This window comes from Bacillus vallismortis (genome assembly GCF_040784915.1).
Lineage (GTDB): Bacteria > Bacillota > Bacilli > Bacillales > Bacillaceae > Bacillus > Bacillus subtilis_G.
On sequence record NZ_CP160797.1, the window covers coordinates 2,517,185 to 2,532,228 of the forward strand.

15 protein-coding genes and 1 pseudogene are annotated in these 15,044 nt (G+C 44.4%); 5 read left to right on the top strand and 11 right to left on the bottom strand.

Translation table 11 applies throughout. From position 1 onward, the window contains the following. Positions 1-48 precede the first annotated feature (48 nt). Positions 49-972 (bottom strand): ribonuclease Z, encoded by a 924-nt coding sequence (rnz, locus tag ABZM97_RS12225; RefSeq protein ID WP_087990635.1) that lies wholly within the window; start codon positions 970-972, stop codon positions 49-51. 226 nt (positions 973-1,198) lie between these two features. Between rnz and zwf the strand changes: the two genes are divergently transcribed. After that, on the top strand, positions 1,199-2,668 hold the full coding sequence (zwf, locus tag ABZM97_RS12230; RefSeq protein WP_087990636.1) for a glucose-6-phosphate dehydrogenase: 1,470 nt from the start codon (positions 1,199-1,201) through the stop codon (positions 2,666-2,668). 111 nt (positions 2,669-2,779) lie between these two features. On the opposite strand, the gene gndA is transcribed toward zwf, so the two are convergent. Continuing rightward, complete coding sequence (gene gndA / locus ABZM97_RS12235; RefSeq protein ID WP_087990637.1) at positions 2,780-4,189, bottom strand: NADP-dependent phosphogluconate dehydrogenase; 1,410 nt, start codon at positions 4,187-4,189, stop codon at positions 2,780-2,782. 109 nt (positions 4,190-4,298) lie between these two features. Then, entirely contained in the window at positions 4,299-5,543 is a 1,245-nt protein-coding gene (locus ABZM97_RS12240; protein WP_087990638.1) for a DNA polymerase IV, read from the bottom strand. Positions 5,544-5,615: 72 nt separating this feature from the next. On the opposite strand from ABZM97_RS12240, the gene mifM reads away from it, so the two are divergent. The 3 genes and pseudogenes from mifM to ABZM97_RS12255 all read left to right on the top strand — a co-directional run bounded on the left by mifM (position 5,616) and on the right by ABZM97_RS12255 (position 7,651). Next, entirely contained in the window at positions 5,616-5,903 is a 288-nt protein-coding gene (gene mifM, locus ABZM97_RS12245) for a membrane protein insertion/folding monitor MifM (protein WP_087990811.1), read from the top strand. Positions 5,904-5,932: 29 nt separating this feature from the next. Beyond that, complete coding sequence (locus ABZM97_RS12250; RefSeq protein ID WP_253268410.1) at positions 5,933-6,760, top strand: membrane protein insertase YidC; 828 nt, start codon at positions 5,933-5,935, stop codon at positions 6,758-6,760. Between the two features lie 162 nt (positions 6,761-6,922). Beyond that, positions 6,923-7,651 (top strand): annotated as a pseudogene (locus ABZM97_RS12255) (YqjF family protein). A gap of 47 nt (positions 7,652-7,698) precedes the next feature. Here ABZM97_RS12255 and ABZM97_RS12260 read toward each other — a convergent pair. Genes ABZM97_RS12260 through mce form a run of 3 tightly spaced genes read right to left on the bottom strand, consistent with a single transcriptional unit; the run spans position 7,699 to position 10,767 of the window. After that, the gene (locus ABZM97_RS12260) at positions 7,699-8,814 is read right to left on the bottom strand and encodes a tripeptidase T (RefSeq protein ID WP_087990640.1); all 1,116 of its coding nucleotides are present in this window, start codon (positions 8,812-8,814) and stop codon (positions 7,699-7,701) included. A 17-nt stretch (positions 8,815-8,831) separates the two neighbouring features. Further along, on the bottom strand, positions 8,832-10,355 hold the full coding sequence (locus ABZM97_RS12265; RefSeq protein ID WP_253269163.1) for an acyl-CoA carboxylase subunit beta: 1,524 nt from the start codon (positions 10,353-10,355) through the stop codon (positions 8,832-8,834). Next, a complete protein-coding gene (gene mce / locus ABZM97_RS12270; protein WP_253269164.1) occupies positions 10,348-10,767 on the bottom strand; it encodes a methylmalonyl-CoA epimerase in 420 nt (139 codons plus the stop codon). The genes ABZM97_RS12265 and mce overlap by 8 nt, the downstream gene beginning before the upstream one ends. An 89-nt stretch (positions 10,768-10,856) precedes the next feature. Here mce and prli42 point away from each other — a divergent pair, with 89 nt between their 5' ends. Continuing rightward, positions 10,857-10,949: a stressosome-associated protein Prli42 gene (gene prli42 / locus ABZM97_RS12275; RefSeq protein ID WP_003226489.1), complete on the top strand. Its 93-nt coding sequence runs from the start codon at positions 10,857-10,859 to the stop codon at positions 10,947-10,949. A 20-nt stretch (positions 10,950-10,969) separates the two neighbouring features. Here prli42 and ABZM97_RS12280 read toward each other — a convergent pair whose 3' ends face one another. The 5 genes from ABZM97_RS12280 to artP form a co-directional block, all read right to left on the bottom strand. After that, entirely contained in the window at positions 10,970-11,503 is a 534-nt protein-coding gene (locus ABZM97_RS12280; RefSeq protein ID WP_087990641.1) for a L,D-transpeptidase, read from the bottom strand. Positions 11,504-11,554: 51 nt separating this feature from the next. Beyond that, complete coding sequence (locus tag ABZM97_RS12285; protein ID WP_202327274.1) at positions 11,555-12,523, bottom strand: aromatic acid exporter family protein; 969 nt, start codon at positions 12,521-12,523, stop codon at positions 11,555-11,557. A 72-nt stretch (positions 12,524-12,595) separates the two neighbouring features. Next, positions 12,596-13,318, bottom strand: coding sequence for an arginine ABC transporter ATP-binding protein ArtR (gene artR / locus ABZM97_RS12290; protein ID WP_087990643.1), 723 nt, complete (start codon positions 13,316-13,318; stop codon positions 12,596-12,598). Then, complete coding sequence (artQ, locus tag ABZM97_RS12295; RefSeq protein WP_087990644.1) at positions 13,311-13,970, bottom strand: arginine ABC transporter permease ArtQ; 660 nt, start codon at positions 13,968-13,970, stop codon at positions 13,311-13,313. Before artQ ends, artR begins: the two co-directional genes overlap by 8 nt. Before the next feature lie 80 nt (positions 13,971-14,050). Beyond that, entirely contained in the window at positions 14,051-14,818 is a 768-nt protein-coding gene (gene artP / locus ABZM97_RS12300; protein WP_087990645.1) for an arginine ABC transporter substrate-binding protein ArtP, read from the bottom strand. Positions 14,819-15,044: the final 226 nt, after the last annotated feature.

Consider the following 15,044-nt stretch of genomic DNA (forward strand, 5'->3'; position numbering starts at 1 on the left):
TTTTATTATACAACATAATTACAAATTGTCAAATAAGAGCTCTTGGCCTCAGCCCCGGGGGACGTTTACCTCTAAGAAATCATAAGCCGCTACGCTGTTCGGGAAAACGTCATCCGCTTCTTTCTGAAGCTCCAGAGAGGCATCTCCCTGATATCTGGCGCTGATATGGGTTAAAATGAGCTTCTTCGCCCCCGCTTCTTTCGCTGTTACGGCCGCTTGTTCCGTTGTACTGTGAAAATAATCATAAGCAAGCTTCCGATCTTCCTTAGCAAAGGTCGCTTCATGAACAAGCACATCACAATCTCTTGCAAGGTCTTTTAGCTTATCACTTACTCTCGTATCTCCGGAAAATACCACAGCCCTTCCCTTCTTAGGAGGCTCCAGAAAATCATTTCCATTGATGATGCGCCCGTCATCAAGCGTTACCGTTTCGCCTTTTTTGATTTTTTGATACACAGGCCCGGGCGGGATGTTCATTTCCTTTAATAAATCCGCCTTTAAGGAACCAGGCACATCTTTTTCCTGCACACGGTATCCGAAAGCTTCCACTCCATGAATAACAGATACGGCCGTGACCATAAACTGCTCGTCTTCAAACACGATTCCTTCTTCGATTTCCTTGATCATAAGCGGATATGTCAGATGGGTTTTCGTGACGGCATGGCTTGTTTCAATAAACGCCTTGATCCCTTTAGGTCCGTACACCGTCAGCTCGTCCTCTCCCCCTTGAAAAGAACGGCTCCCCAGAAGCCCTGGAAGTCCGTATACATGATCGCCGTGCATGTGGGTAATGAAGATTTTTTCGATTTTACGCGGTTTAATCGTGGTATGTAAAATTTGATGCTGTGTGGCTTCCCCGCAGTCAAACAGCCATACCGAACGTCTTTCTTCAAGCAATTTTAACGCCACCGACGTTACGTTTCTCGCCTTAGCGGGAATGCCGGCTCCCGTCCCTAAAAAAAGTAATTCCACATTTCCTTCCTCCTACTAGAACTAGTTACCTACAAGAATACAGGATCATGCGTAAAATGTGAATCTTGCCTCTGAAAGGAACAATCCTTTTGTTCTAGAGACATTTTTACGGTATTCTGCAAAAAAAGGGGCTGAAATGTTTGCTTTCGTTCAATTTTAGATTTAAAATGAAGAAAATATACGGGGTGTACTAAAATAAAGCTTCGAATAAAGTGAGGTACTTTTAGTGAAAACAAACCAACAACCAAAAGCAGTAATTGTCATATTCGGCGCAACGGGAGATTTAGCAAAACGAAAACTGTATCCGTCTATCCACCGTTTATATCAAAACGGACAAATCGGAGAAGAGTTTGCAGTAGTAGGAGTTGGAAGAAGACCTTGGTCTAATGAGGATCTTCGCCAAACGGTTAAAACATCCATTTCCTCATCTGCAGATAAACATATAGATGATTTCACGTCTCATTTTTACTATCACCCGTTCGACGTGACAAATCCTGGCTCTTATCAAGAGCTTAACGTATTGCTTAACCAGCTGGAAGATACATATCAAATTCCGAACAACAGAATGTTCTACTTGGCAATGGCTCCTGAATTCTTCGGGACAATTGCAAAAACATTAAAATCAGAAGGTGTGACAGCAACAACAGGCTGGTCCCGCCTTGTCATTGAAAAGCCGTTCGGCCATGATCTGCCAAGCGCACAGGCGTTGAACAAAGAAATCCGCGAAGCGTTTACAGAAGATCAAATTTACAGAATCGACCATTACCTAGGCAAACAAATGGTTCAGAACATTGAAGTGATTCGATTTGCCAATGCGATTTTCGAACCGCTTTGGACGAACCGCTACATCTCAAATATTCAAATCACATCTAGCGAATCACTTGGCGTCGAAGACCGTGCGAGATATTACGAAAAATCTGGCGCCCTGCGCGACATGGTGCAAAACCATATCATGCAAATGGTTGCCCTTCTTGCAATGGAGCCGCCGATCAAATTGAACACAGAAGAAATCCGCAGCGAAAAAGTGAAGGTGCTGAGAGCACTGCGCCCTGTTGCAAAAGACGAAGTAGATGAGTATTTTGTACGCGGACAATATCAAGCCGGTGAAATTGACGGTGTGATGGTCCCTGCTTATACGGATGAAGATAATGTCGCTCCTGACTCAAATACAGAAACCTTTGTTTCAGGAAAGCTCTTGATCGACAACTTCAGATGGGCTGGTGTTCCATTCTATATCCGCACCGGAAAACGAATGAAAGAAAAGTCCACGAAAATCGTCGTTCAATTTAAGGACATTCCGATGAACCTGTACTACGGCAATGAAAACAACATGAATCCAAACTTGCTCGTGATCCATATTCAGCCTGACGAAGGCATTACGCTTTACTTAAACGCTAAAAAGCTCGGCGGAGCAGCACACGCGCAGCCAATCAAACTGGATTACTGCAGCAATTGCAATGATGAGATGAACACCCCTGAAGCATATGAAAAATTGATTCACGACTGTCTTCTGGGTGATGCCACAAACTTTGCACACTGGGATGAAGTTGCCTTGTCTTGGAGTTTTGTCGACGCCATTTCTGAAACATGGGCAGCAAACAAGACCCTATCTCCAAACTATGAGTCAGGCTCTATGGGACCGAAAGAATCAGATGATCTTTTGGCGAAAGACGGCTTGAACTGGTGGAATATATAATACAGAAAAAGCCGAAAATGCTGTAGCGCATTTTCGGCTTTTTTTGCGGCTGTCAACGTTCATTCAATAACCAAAAACCCCCGAAGCCCTAAGGGCTTCGGGGGTTTTCTATTACTTCATCCATTCAGTATGGAAGATACCTTCTTTATCTGTACGCTCATAAGTATGGGCGCCAAAGTAGTCACGCTGCGCCTGAATTAAGTTTGCAGGGAGTACAGCTGTGCGGTAGCTGTCATAGTAAGCTAATGCGCTTGAGAATGATGGCACCGGCACACCTTGGGCAACAGCAAGTGAAATCACTTGGCGAAGCGCTCCTTGGTAGCTTTCTACAATATTTTTGAAGTAGCTGTCAAGAAGCAGGTTGTCGAGCGCAGGTTCGCGATCGTAAGCTTCTTTGATCTTCTGAAGGAATGCAGCGCGGATGATGCAGCCGCCGCGGAAGATCATAGCGATTTCGCCGTATTTCAGATCCCAGTTGTATTCTTCAGAAGCTGCTTTCATTTGGGCAAATCCTTGCGCATAAGAACAGATTTTACTCATGAACAGCGCTTTTCTGACTGCTTCAATCAGCTCTTCTTTATTGTCTGTAACAGGCTTCACTTCAGGTCCTGAAAGAAGGCCGCTCGCTTTCACACGCTCTTCCTTCATCGCTGAGATAAAGCGCGCGAATACAGACTCAGTAATAATCGGAAGCGGAACACCTAAGTCAAGCGCGCTTTGGCTTGTCCATTTTCCTGTTCCTTTTTGTCCTGCTTTATCGAGAATGACATCAACAAGCGGTTTGCCTGTCTCTTCGTCTTTTTTCGTAAAGATGTCAGCCGTGATCTCAATCAGGTAGCTGTCAAGCTCGCCTTTATTCCATTCAGCGAAAATGTCATGAAGCTCATCCGCTGAAAGGCCAAGCACCTGTTTCAAAATGAAGTAAGATTCAGAGATCAGCTGCATATCTCCGTATTCAATTCCGTTATGCACCATTTTCACATAATGGCCGGCACCGTCTGGACCGATATATGTCGTACAAGGTTCTCCGTCAACTTTTGCAGAAATCGCTTCAAGAATCGGCTTCACAAGCTCATGTGCTTCTTTTTGTCCTCCAGGCATAATAGAAGGCCCTTTAAGCGCTCCTTCTTCACCGCCGGAAACGCCTGTTCCGATAAAGTGAATGCCGCTTTCTGCAAGTTCTTTGTTACGGCGCTGTGTATCTTTATAGTATGTATTACCGCCGTCAATTAAAATATCATCCTTTTCTAGATGAGGAAGAAGAGATTGAATTGTCGCATCTGTTGCAGTTCCCGCTTTCACCATTAATAAGATTTTACGCGGTGTTTCCAAGGATTGGACAAATTCTTCAATGCTGTATGTGCCAACAACATTTTTTCCTTTTGCCTCCTGCAAAAACTCCTCCGTTTTACTGCTTGATCTGTTGTAAACAGAAACAGAAAATCCCCGGCTCTCGATATTTAAAGCCAGATTTTTACCCATGACCGCAAGTCCGATAACTCCGATTTGTTGTTTTGACATATTCTAACGTCCCTTCTGCAAACGTTTAATCATTTTAAAATTTAAATTAAAATAAAATGATATTTATAATAAAGAAATTACCATACTTTCACCCTTTTTTTCAAGCTATTCACCTTTTCTTTTCATCCTGAAAAAAATCTTTATTAAAGCTTGTTCCCTTCGTTTTGCTCTCCTCCTTTTTTATCCTTGCCCCTTTTCTGATCAGCTTGGATCCGTACCTATCATTCAGCTTTTCCATCATCTGCTGAATGGGCTCATCCTTCGCATCTTCATTAAAACTGAACAAATCGAGCTGCTTATAGGCCTGTTCTTTTTCTACTAAATCGGTTCCGGTAATGCCAAGCAGCCTGACAGGATTTTTATTCCAGTGTTTAAAAAAGAGGTGCTCCGCTTCTTTCATTATTTCACTTTTTTGATCGATCGGATTTTTCAGCGTGATGCTTCTCGTGATGGTTTTCCAATCTGCATATCTAATCATAATAAAAAGCTTCGAAGCCATGACTTCCTTGCGCTGTAAGCGGTCACTCACGGAAGCGGCAAGCTTTCTGAAAACGCCTAACAGCTCTTCTTCATCACTGGAATCGTGTGATAGTGTCGATGAGTTGCCGACGCTTTTAAATTCGTAAATGCGCTCCGGGTCAACCGGCGCATGGTGAATGCCGTTTGCTTTATGTTTAAGGCGCGGGCCGTTGATGCCAAGCAGGCGTTTCAGCGAGTGTTCATCAGCTGCAGCTAACTCTCCAATCGTATGAATGCCGAGTCCCTTCAGCTTTTCCGCTGTCTTTTTGCCGACTCCGTGCATCTCTCCAACAGGAAGCGGCCAAAGGATATCAGGCACTTGCCTCTTTCTTAAAATCGTGATGCCGAGCGGTTTTTTCATATCAGACCCCATCTTAGCGAGAAATTTATTCGGCGCGATCCCTATGCTTGACGGAAGCAGCAGCTCTTTTTGCAGCCTGCTTTGGATTTCTTTTGCCGTCTCCAGAGCGCGGCTGCTGTATGGTGTATCGGTCATATCCATATAGCCTTCGTCGATGGAGACAGGCTCCACCAGGTCAGTATATTCACGGAGAATGTTAAACATCGCTCTTGAAGAGTTTCTATAGCGGTCAAAGTTCGGCGGAAGCACGATTAGCTCAGGACAATTGCGCTTCGCTTCCCAAACCGGCATCGTTGTTTTAACGCCGCGCGCTCTTGCTTCGTAGCTGCATGTCACCACGATGCCCTTTCGCTCCTTTACATTTCCGGCAACTGCGATCGGCTTCCCCCGAAGAGCCGGATCATATGCCATTTCCACCGATGCATAGAAGCTATTCATATCAATATGGAAAATAATTCGGCCCTTTCCCTGCATAAATAAATCTCCTTTTCGTTCATTAGACAACGGCTTGTACATATAGTAAAATGAAGGTATTGAATGGATGTGATGACAATGTTTGTGGAATCGATAAATGACGTTTTATTCTTAGTCGATTTTTTCACAATTATTCTTCCGGCTCTGACAGCAATCGGGATTGCGTTTCTTTTACGAGAATGCCGTGCTGGCGAGCAATGGAAATCAAAACGAGCAGACGAACATCAGACGGTCTTTCAAATAAACCGAACAGACTTTCTCATTATTATATATCATCGCATTACAACTTGGATACGTAAAGTCTTCCGCATGAATTCGCCTGTGAACGATGATGAAGACGCCAGTTCCCTTCTTTTATAAACCGCATTTATAAAAAGGAGGAGAACAAATTGTTAAAAACATATCAAAAACTTTTGGCTGTAGGTATCTTTTTGATCGTATTATGCTCGGGCAACGCAGCGTTTGCGGCGACGAATCAGGTGGGAGGCCTCAGCAACGTCGGTTTTTTCCACGACTATTTAATCGAACCGTTTTCCGCTCTGCTTAAAGGTGTTGCCGGACTGTTTCATGGAGAATACGGACTGTCTATTATTCTCGTAACCATTATTGTGCGTGTGGTTGTACTGCCTTTGTTTGTCAATCAGTTTAAAAAACAGCGTTTGTTCCAAGAGAAAATGGCGGTTATTAAACCTCAGGTTGACAGCATTCAGGACAAATTGAAAAAGACGAAGGACCCAGAACAGCAAAAAGAACTGCAAACGAAAATGATGAAGCTGTATCAGGAGCACAATATCAATCCGCTTGCCATGGGATGTCTCCCAATGCTGATTCAGTTTCCTATTTTGATTGGGTTTTATTACGCGATTCGCTCTACACCTGAAATTGCGTCACACTCGTTTTTATGGTTCAGTTTAGGACAATCTGACATTCTCGTGTCTCTTAGTGCAGGAGTTATGTACTTTGTTCAGGCTTATGTCGCTCAAAAACTGAGCGCGAAATATTCCGCTGTTCCGCAAAACCCTGCAGCTCAGCAATCAGCCAAACTGATGGTGTTCATTTTCCCTGTGATGATGACAATTTTCTCGCTTAATGTTCCTGCAGCCCTTCCGCTGTACTGGTTCACAAGCGGGCTGTTCCTGACAGTGCAAAACATCGTCCTTCAGATGACACACCATAAAACGAAAAAAGCAGCTGCTCTTACTGAGCCGGTGAAATAATGAAACAACCCCGAGCGAAAAGCCGGGGTTGTTTTTTGTTTCACCGCACCCTTTTCTTTCAAGGCTGATGCAAAAATGGCCATCCTAACAAAACAGCCATATCGTTTAAAAAGAAGGAAAGCGGAAATACCTTTAGTCACACCCACTGAAAGGAGCATATACGTGACGGAACGCTTTCAGCAAAATAATATGTCTGTGCCTGTGGGAATGTGGATCATGAGACAAACCTGGAATGATGTCTTATAAGCCCGCTGGCCTGTTGATGTTTCTATCCTTCGCCCTTTAGTACCGCCAGTTTTAGAATTAGATACATATAACGGGCAAGCTTGGGTCAGCTTGCTTCCCTTTATGCTCACGAACTTGAGGGCCTGATTTCTTCCTGCCCTTCCCGGTGCGCGTGCATTTCCTGAGCTTAACTTCCGCACCTATGTCACATATAAAGGCAAGCCCGGCATTTATTTTTTCAGCTTAGATGCTGATCATCGGCTGGCGGTCATGGGCGCTCGCACGTTCTTTCATTTACCTTATTTTTACGCGGATATGAAAGCTGAAAAAAGTGGTGATGGCATTGACTATGTCTGCAAGCGGAGAGGCGACGGAGAAGCAGCATTCCGCGCCGCATACCGGCCCATTTCAGCTCCTTTTACAGCGGAAGAGGGTTCTCTCGATTATTGGCTGACAGAACGATACAGACTCTACACCACTTATCGCAACAAGCTCTATTTCGAAGACATTCATCATCATCCTTGGCTGCTGCAACATGCTGAGGCCGAGTTTTCCGTCAATACGGTGGCTGATGCTCACAACATCGCATTGCCAGCGTCAGATCCATTGCTTCATTTCGCTAAAAAACAGGACGTGTTATTTTGGCCGCTTAGGCAATGGAGCTGAATGCAAAAAAACCCGATGCGGTACTAGTCCGCTCGGGTTTTCCTTTTTTATTTCGCCGCCTCTTCAATAATGGCAACAACCATTTCCGCGGTTTTAACGAGTTCTTCAATCGGCATTTTTTCATTTTTTGTATGAATTTGCTCATAACCGACAGCAAGGTTGACCGTCGGAATGCCATGACCTGCAATCACGTTCGCGTCGCTTCCGCCGCCGCTTGTTTGCAGCTCGCTCGGGCGCCCGATTTTAGCTGCCGCTTTCTTCGCGATTTCAACCACTTGGTCGCCGTCTTGATATTTGAAGCCCGGATACATCACTTCAATTTCGACTTCCGCGCGTCCGCCCATATCAGCAGCGGCCGTTTCAAAAGCAGCTTTCATTTTTTGAACCTGAGCTTCCATTTTCTCAGGAACTAAAGAACGTGCTTCCGCAAGAATATGGACTTCATCGCACACAATATTTGTTTGTGTGCCGCCTTCAAACCGGCCGATGTTTGCTGTTGTTTCTTTATCGATGCGGCCTAATGGCATTTTTGAAATGGCTTTGCTAGCAATTGTAATGGCAGAAATGCCTTTTTCAGGTTCAACCCCGGCATGTGCGGTTTTCCCGTAAATGGCCGCTCTTACCTTCGCCTGTGTCGGCGCGGCCACAATGATATTCCCGACTTTTCCGTCTGAGTCAAGGGCATAGCCGTAGGATGCCGTGATCATAGAACGGTCAAGCGCCTTCGCTCCGATCAGGCCTGATTCCTCACCTACTGTGATGATGAATTCAATCGTGCCGTGCTCAATGTTTTCTTCTTTCAGCACTTTAATCGCTTCAAACATTGCAGCCAGCCCCGCTTTATCATCGGCGCCTAAAATCGTTGTGCCGTCTGTTTTGACATAGCCTTCTTCAACAACCGGTTTTACGCCGTTTCCGGGTACAACTGTGTCCATATGAGATGTAAAGTATATCGTATCTGCTTGTTTTGTCCCTTTTAATGTGCAGATCAGGTTTCCGGCTCCATGACCAGTGATATCCATTGTATCGTCTTCTTTTACATCCACACCTAAATCAGAAAATTTTCGTTTCAGCACTTTGCAGATTTCTGCTTCGTGTTTTGTTTCTGAGTCAATTTGGACAAGCTCTAAAAATTCTTCCAGCAGGCGTTTTTCATTCACCATTTGTAAGTCCCTCCATATTATAGCGGTATGTTACCGTGCTTTTTTTTCGGCCTCTCTTCTGTCTTATGTGCAAGCATGTAAAAGGCTTGAATCAGCCTTTTCCTAGATTCTTCAGGCAAAATGATGTCATCGACCATTCCGCAGGCCGCCGCTTTGTACGGGCCGGCGTTTTGCTTTTTGTATTCAGCTGTTTTTTCACGTTTTGTCTTTTCCGGGTCTGCCGAAGTTTTTATGTCCTTTTCATACAAAATCGAAGCCGCGCCTTCTGAACCCATCACTGCGATTTCAGCATTCGGCCATGCAAACACAAGGTCCGCTCCGATCGCTTTGCTGTTCATGGCCACATAGGCGCCGCCGTACGCTTTTCTGATAATGAGCGTGACTTTTGGGACGGTCGCTTCTGCATAGGCATACAATAATTTTGCGCCGTGCCTGATAATTCCGTTATGCTCCTGCTGAATACCAGGAAGAAATCCCGGCACATCCTCGACAGTTAACAGCGGGATATCAAATACGTCACAAAAACGGATGAACCTTGCCGCTTTATCAGCAGCATCAATCGTCAGGCTGCCCGCCAGATGCTTCGGCTGGCTCGCAACGATGCCGATTGTTTTTTCACCCAGCCTTGCAAACCCGATGACAATGTTTTTCGCAAAAAACGGCTGAATTTCAAAAAAAGACTGCGGATCTGCCAGCTCTTTAATCACCGTCCGCACATCATACGGCTTTGTCGTGTCAGCGGGCACGAGACGGTTTAATAACGGCCTTGAGACCTCTTTCTCTGGCTGCGGCACTGTTGTCTGGCCATTCAGCGGCAAATAAGACAGCAGTTTTTTCACCCCTGTCAGAACCTCCTTCTCCGTATGTCCGGAAAAGTGGGCGTTCCCGCTGACGGCATTATGTATCCCCGCTCCGCCTAAGCTCTCCGCATCTACCTGTTCTCCTGTCACTTTTTCAATCACCTTCGGCCCGGTAATAAACATCCGGCCGGTCTGTTCAGCCATAAAGATAAAATCTGTGAGGGCCGGAGAATATACAGCGCCTCCAGCGCATGGCCCTAAAATAACCGATATTTGCGGAATGACTCCTGAATATAAGACGTTTCGGTAAAATATGTGACCGTATCCATCTAATGATACCACACCCTCTTGAATTCTCGCACCACCTGAGTCATTCAGCCCGATAATCGGCGCCTTATTTTTTGCCGCCAGATCCATCAGAGCGCAGATTTTTTTGGCGTGGGTTTCGCCAAGGGCCCCGCCGAACACTGTGAAGTCCTGCGCAAATACATATACAGAGCGGTCGTCAATTGTGCCGTACCCTGTTACGACCCCATCACCTAAAATGCGCTGTTCTCTTGTTAGCGCTTGGCTTTCCATGAAGGGATGCAGCTCGATAAAGCTGCCCTGATCAAGAAGAAATGTGATCCTTTCCCGTGCTGTGAGCTTTCCCTTTTGCCGCTGCTGGGCCAGCTTTTCATGTCCTCCGCCTTGTTCTGCCTGCCTGCGCCTCGTGTATAAATGATCAATGTGCTCATTCATGTTCATTGGTTTCTCCTTTCGGCTCGCAAAGCTCTACAAGAACGCCGTTTGTTTCCCGCGGTGAAAGAAAAGCGATCCATTTCCCGTTTGCTCCCTGTCTTGGATACCTGTCGATCAATTGAACTTGCCGGTCAGACAATACTTGAAGCTGTTCAGATAAACCGGTGCACAAAAACGCAACATGATGCAGCCCCTGCCCTTTCTTCTCCAAAAAGAAACGGACGGGGCTGTCAGATGTCAGCGGTTCAATCAGCTCCAGCTTGACGCTGCCCGCTTGAAAAAAAGCAACATTCACCTTTTGCTCTTCAACCGTTTCTTGATGAAGAAACGCAAGCCCCAATACTTCTTCATAAAAGCTCCTCGCTTCTTCTATCGAAAAAACGGCTATCCCGATATGGTCAAGCCTGTTCATTTTCATCCCTGCTTTCCGCCAATAGATATTACTTGTCCGCCCCCTCAAAACACGCTAAAATATAGACAGATTGTCTAAGGAGTGAAATCATGTCTCAGAAACTGATGAAAAGCGTTTTGATCGTGATTTTGGGAGTTTTTATTCTTTCAACTGTACTCTCAGGAATCGTCATGTTCTTATAATGATAAAAAAGCAGGCAGCCTTATTGAATGGGAACATCCTGCTTTTTTATCAGAGCTTTATGTTCAATGGCAATCTCTTCAAAAGAGCGGGAGTCGTCCGTTATCAACACTCTCGTACCCACCGGAATCGTTTGAAACAAATGAACGACTTCATCATTATGCATACGTATACAGCCGTTAGACACAAATTTCCCTACGGATTCATCCCGGTTTGTCCCATGAATTCCGTAAATCCGCCCGTCTGTCCCTTTCGCGTCAAATCCGAGCCATCTTGCTCCAAGCGGATTGTCAGGAGATCCCCCTTCAATATTTTTCTTTCTGTAGTAAGGATTCGCCGCTTTTACTGTTATCGAAAATTCTCCTTCAGGCGTTAAATCGTCTGTTTTTCCGGTCGCCACGCTGTACACGCCTTCTACTTTGTTGTCGAGGATGACAGCGAGTTCGTTTGTTCTCTTGTTGACAATGACATACGGATCACCCGGCAGCGGATTGTCGCCGAGCGGCCAAATCGGTGACATCATCATGATAAAAATCGAACATAAGAAAAAACGCATAAGCCCCTCCTTTTTCATTAGGTTGACCAATGAAGGAAGAGCTCATGCGAATCATGCGAGTGATTTTTGCGCTTTTATTCCTTTAAAATAACTTTTAATCACTAAATATTGTTCCATTTCCCCGAGAAGATGGAAGAGAGCGGCTCTCGCTTCAAATTCCTCTCTTGTCGCCGGAAGCGGCATCTCCTCAAATTCTTTTCTCATATCGGCAAGCCTTTTCAGAAATTTGTGCGCCGTATTTCCCGGGTGTATCGCTTCCCGTAAATCGTGAATAAATGCTGCGATCATTTTTCCCTGATCTACCGTAATGGAGATAGAAGTCACTTTAGGGAGAAGGCGTTCGATAATTTCAAATTGCTTTTCTCTCATTTTAAAATAATGATAATGCAAATTTTCGTAGCGCAGAATGTGGTTTTGCACATCTCGGTATGCCAGATTTTTAGCTTCCGTGATGAGCTGATGTGTTTCCGGAATTTCTTTTCCAGTCCAATCTTGCTCACCAGTTAACAAATACCGCTCTATTTCTGCGAAAATGACGGCAAAGTTATCCTCTATCTTTTTGCGATAGGCAATCAGCTTTCGGTCAAGGCTCGGCATATACAAGTTCATCAAAAGAGCGACGCCGATACCAACCGTAATCAATTGAACTTCATTCCAAATGAAAGCAAGCGTTATGCCGCCCGACATATACAGATGAAGAATAATAACGGAACTTGTGACGATTCCCTCATTAATTTTTAACAGGACCGTTATCGGGATGAATATCAAAAGGAGCGCTCCGATAACAAACGGGTGATAGCCAATCAGCTCGAAAAAGAGATAAGAAAAAAGAATTGCCAAACAGCATGCCGCAAAGCGGGCCCACGATGCCTGAAGCGACCGTTTTTGTGTGATTTGAATGCACAAAATGGTGATGATTCCTGCTGATGCGAAGTTTTGCAAATGCAATAGCTGGCTTAAATAAATAGCCAAAGCTGTTCCAAACGCTGTCTTTATTGTGCGGTAACCAATTTTAAACATGTCGGACTCCATTTCTATTTGTTTCTTCAATAAAAAAGAAGAAGCTACCAGCCTTCTTCTTTTTTCTATATTCTATAATATTTTTTCTAAAAAGTCCTGCGCTCTTTTGGATTTTGGCGATAGAAAAAATTCTTTCGGATTGCCGTCCTCGACAATCATTCCCTGATCCATAAACAGCACGCGGTCTGCCACTTCTTTTGCGAAGCCCATTTCATGCGTGACAATCACCATGGTCATACCGGTTTCAACCAGCTCTTTCATCACCTGGAGCACTTCTTTGACCATCTCCGGATCAAGTGCAGAGGTCGGTTCGTCAAACAGCATGATGTCCGGATTCATCGCAAGAGCCCGGGCGATGGCGACACGCTGTTTTTGCCCGCCTGATAAGCGGTTTGGATAGTCATTTCGCTTTTCAAACAAACCGACTTTACGGAGCAGCTCTTCGGCTTTTTCCTGCGCAGCCTGTTTTGATTCTTTTTTGACATTGACAGGCGCGTACATAATATTTTCGAGAACTGTTTTGTGCGGAAAGAGATGAAAATGCTGAAAAACCATCCCGATGTTTTCCCGGACCTTTAATGTGTTGGTTTTCGGCTTCGTGATCTCTTTGTCTTTGATTGTAATGGTGCCGCCGTTGGGTTTTTCCAACAGGTTTAAACAGCGAAGGAACGTTGATTTGCCTGAGCCTGAAGGGCCGATCACGGCAACAACCTCACCTTCAGAGATTGTTGTTGAAATGTCTTTTAGTACTTCATGTTTCCCAAATGATTTTGACAGCTGTTCAACCTTAATCATTGGATTTCAGCTTCCTTTCTACAGCCTTGCCGATAAACGTTAGAATCAGGACAAGCACATAATAAATCAATCCGGCGATAATGAGCGGCTCAAGGTAATTGTACGTGGCGGCGCCAGCTTGATATGCGCGTCTCATAACATCACCAAGCCCGATAACAGTGACGATCGCCGATTCTTTTGTTAATGTAATTAATTCATTCAAAATTGCAGGTGATATATTTTTAAAAGCCTGCGGCAACAGGAGATCCTTCATCATTTTGCCGTACGGAACCCCCAGTGCGACAGCCGCTTCTCTTTGGCCTTTATCAATGGCGTTGATTCCGGCTCTGATAATTTCCGATACATAAGCGGCGGAATTCAATGACAATGCGACAACTGCTGCCCAAAACTGGTCAATTTGAAATCCGAGCAACTGAGGAAGCCCGAAATAGACAATCATAAGCTGCAGCACTAAAGGCGTGCCGCGGAACACTGATGTGTAAAAATCAGCGATCCAGACAAGCGGGCGGAACGTGCTGATCTTGCATAAGCTTAGCACAATACCGAGTATAAGTCCGATAATGGCTGATACAACGACAATTTTCAAAGTAATTGCCAAACCTTCTAATATAAAAGGAATTTGGGGGATCGTTGCTGAAAAATCCAAATTCATAGTCTTTGTCTCCTTTTCTTACAGGAAAAAAGATTTCCTATTCAATAAAAAGGCTCAACGAAAAAGTTGAGCCGCTTTTCTTACTTCTCGCCAGTGAACCATTTTTTCTTCAAATTCTCAAGCTCTCCGTTATCTTCCATTTCCTTGAGCGCTTTATTGAATTTGTCTGTCAGTTCACTGTCCTTTCTGAAAGCAATCGCTGAACCGGCTTCCTCCGCTTTGGCATCAGGAATCACGAAGCCTTGCAGGTCGTCGTTTGACTCGAAATACCCTTCTGCTACCATGTCTTCGATAATCGCGGCTTCAAAGCGATCTGATTTGATTTCCTGCACCAAATCAGAAATTCTGTTGCGGTCTTCTGTTTTAAAACCATATTCCGGAGAAAGCTCTTTCCCCTTCTCTTCCTGAATAGAGCCAAGCTGAACGCCGACTGTCTTTCCTTTCAGGTCTTTCAGAGATTGAATGCCGCTGTCTTTTTTGCTGACAATCATATGGTTCGCTGTATAGTACACATCGGAAAAATCAACTTGTTTTTTACGATCAGGCGTCGGAGTCATTCCTGACAGAACCAGATCCACCTGTTTTGATTTCAGCGCTGTGATTAAGCTGTTGAAATCCATATCCTGCACTTCAATTTCGTAGCCCGTCTTCTTCGCCAGCGCTTTTGCCAAATCTACATCAAAGCCGACAATTTGATCGCCTTCTTTATATTCAAACGGTTTGTAATCCGCCGAAGTTCCCATAATTAATTTTTTCTTGCCGCCTTCTGAACCTGAATTGCTTGAGCCGCAAGCGGATAGTGCTAAAGTGATGCAGGCAGCTACAAGTAATAAGAGCCATTTTTTCATGATCCATTTCCCCCATATTCATTACTTTTAGTGTATTTGAATATTTATTCGTTAATTTGTATTTTAAACAGTTTCTTATTTTTATGCAATAGTATTTTTAAAAATTATCTTTAAGCTTATTTTTCCAACGATATCTTTTTGATATTACTTAAGGAAAATAGATTAACTGTACAATCTAATTGAATAATCCCTTAATAATTATTCATATCTTCTGGGTATTTTATGC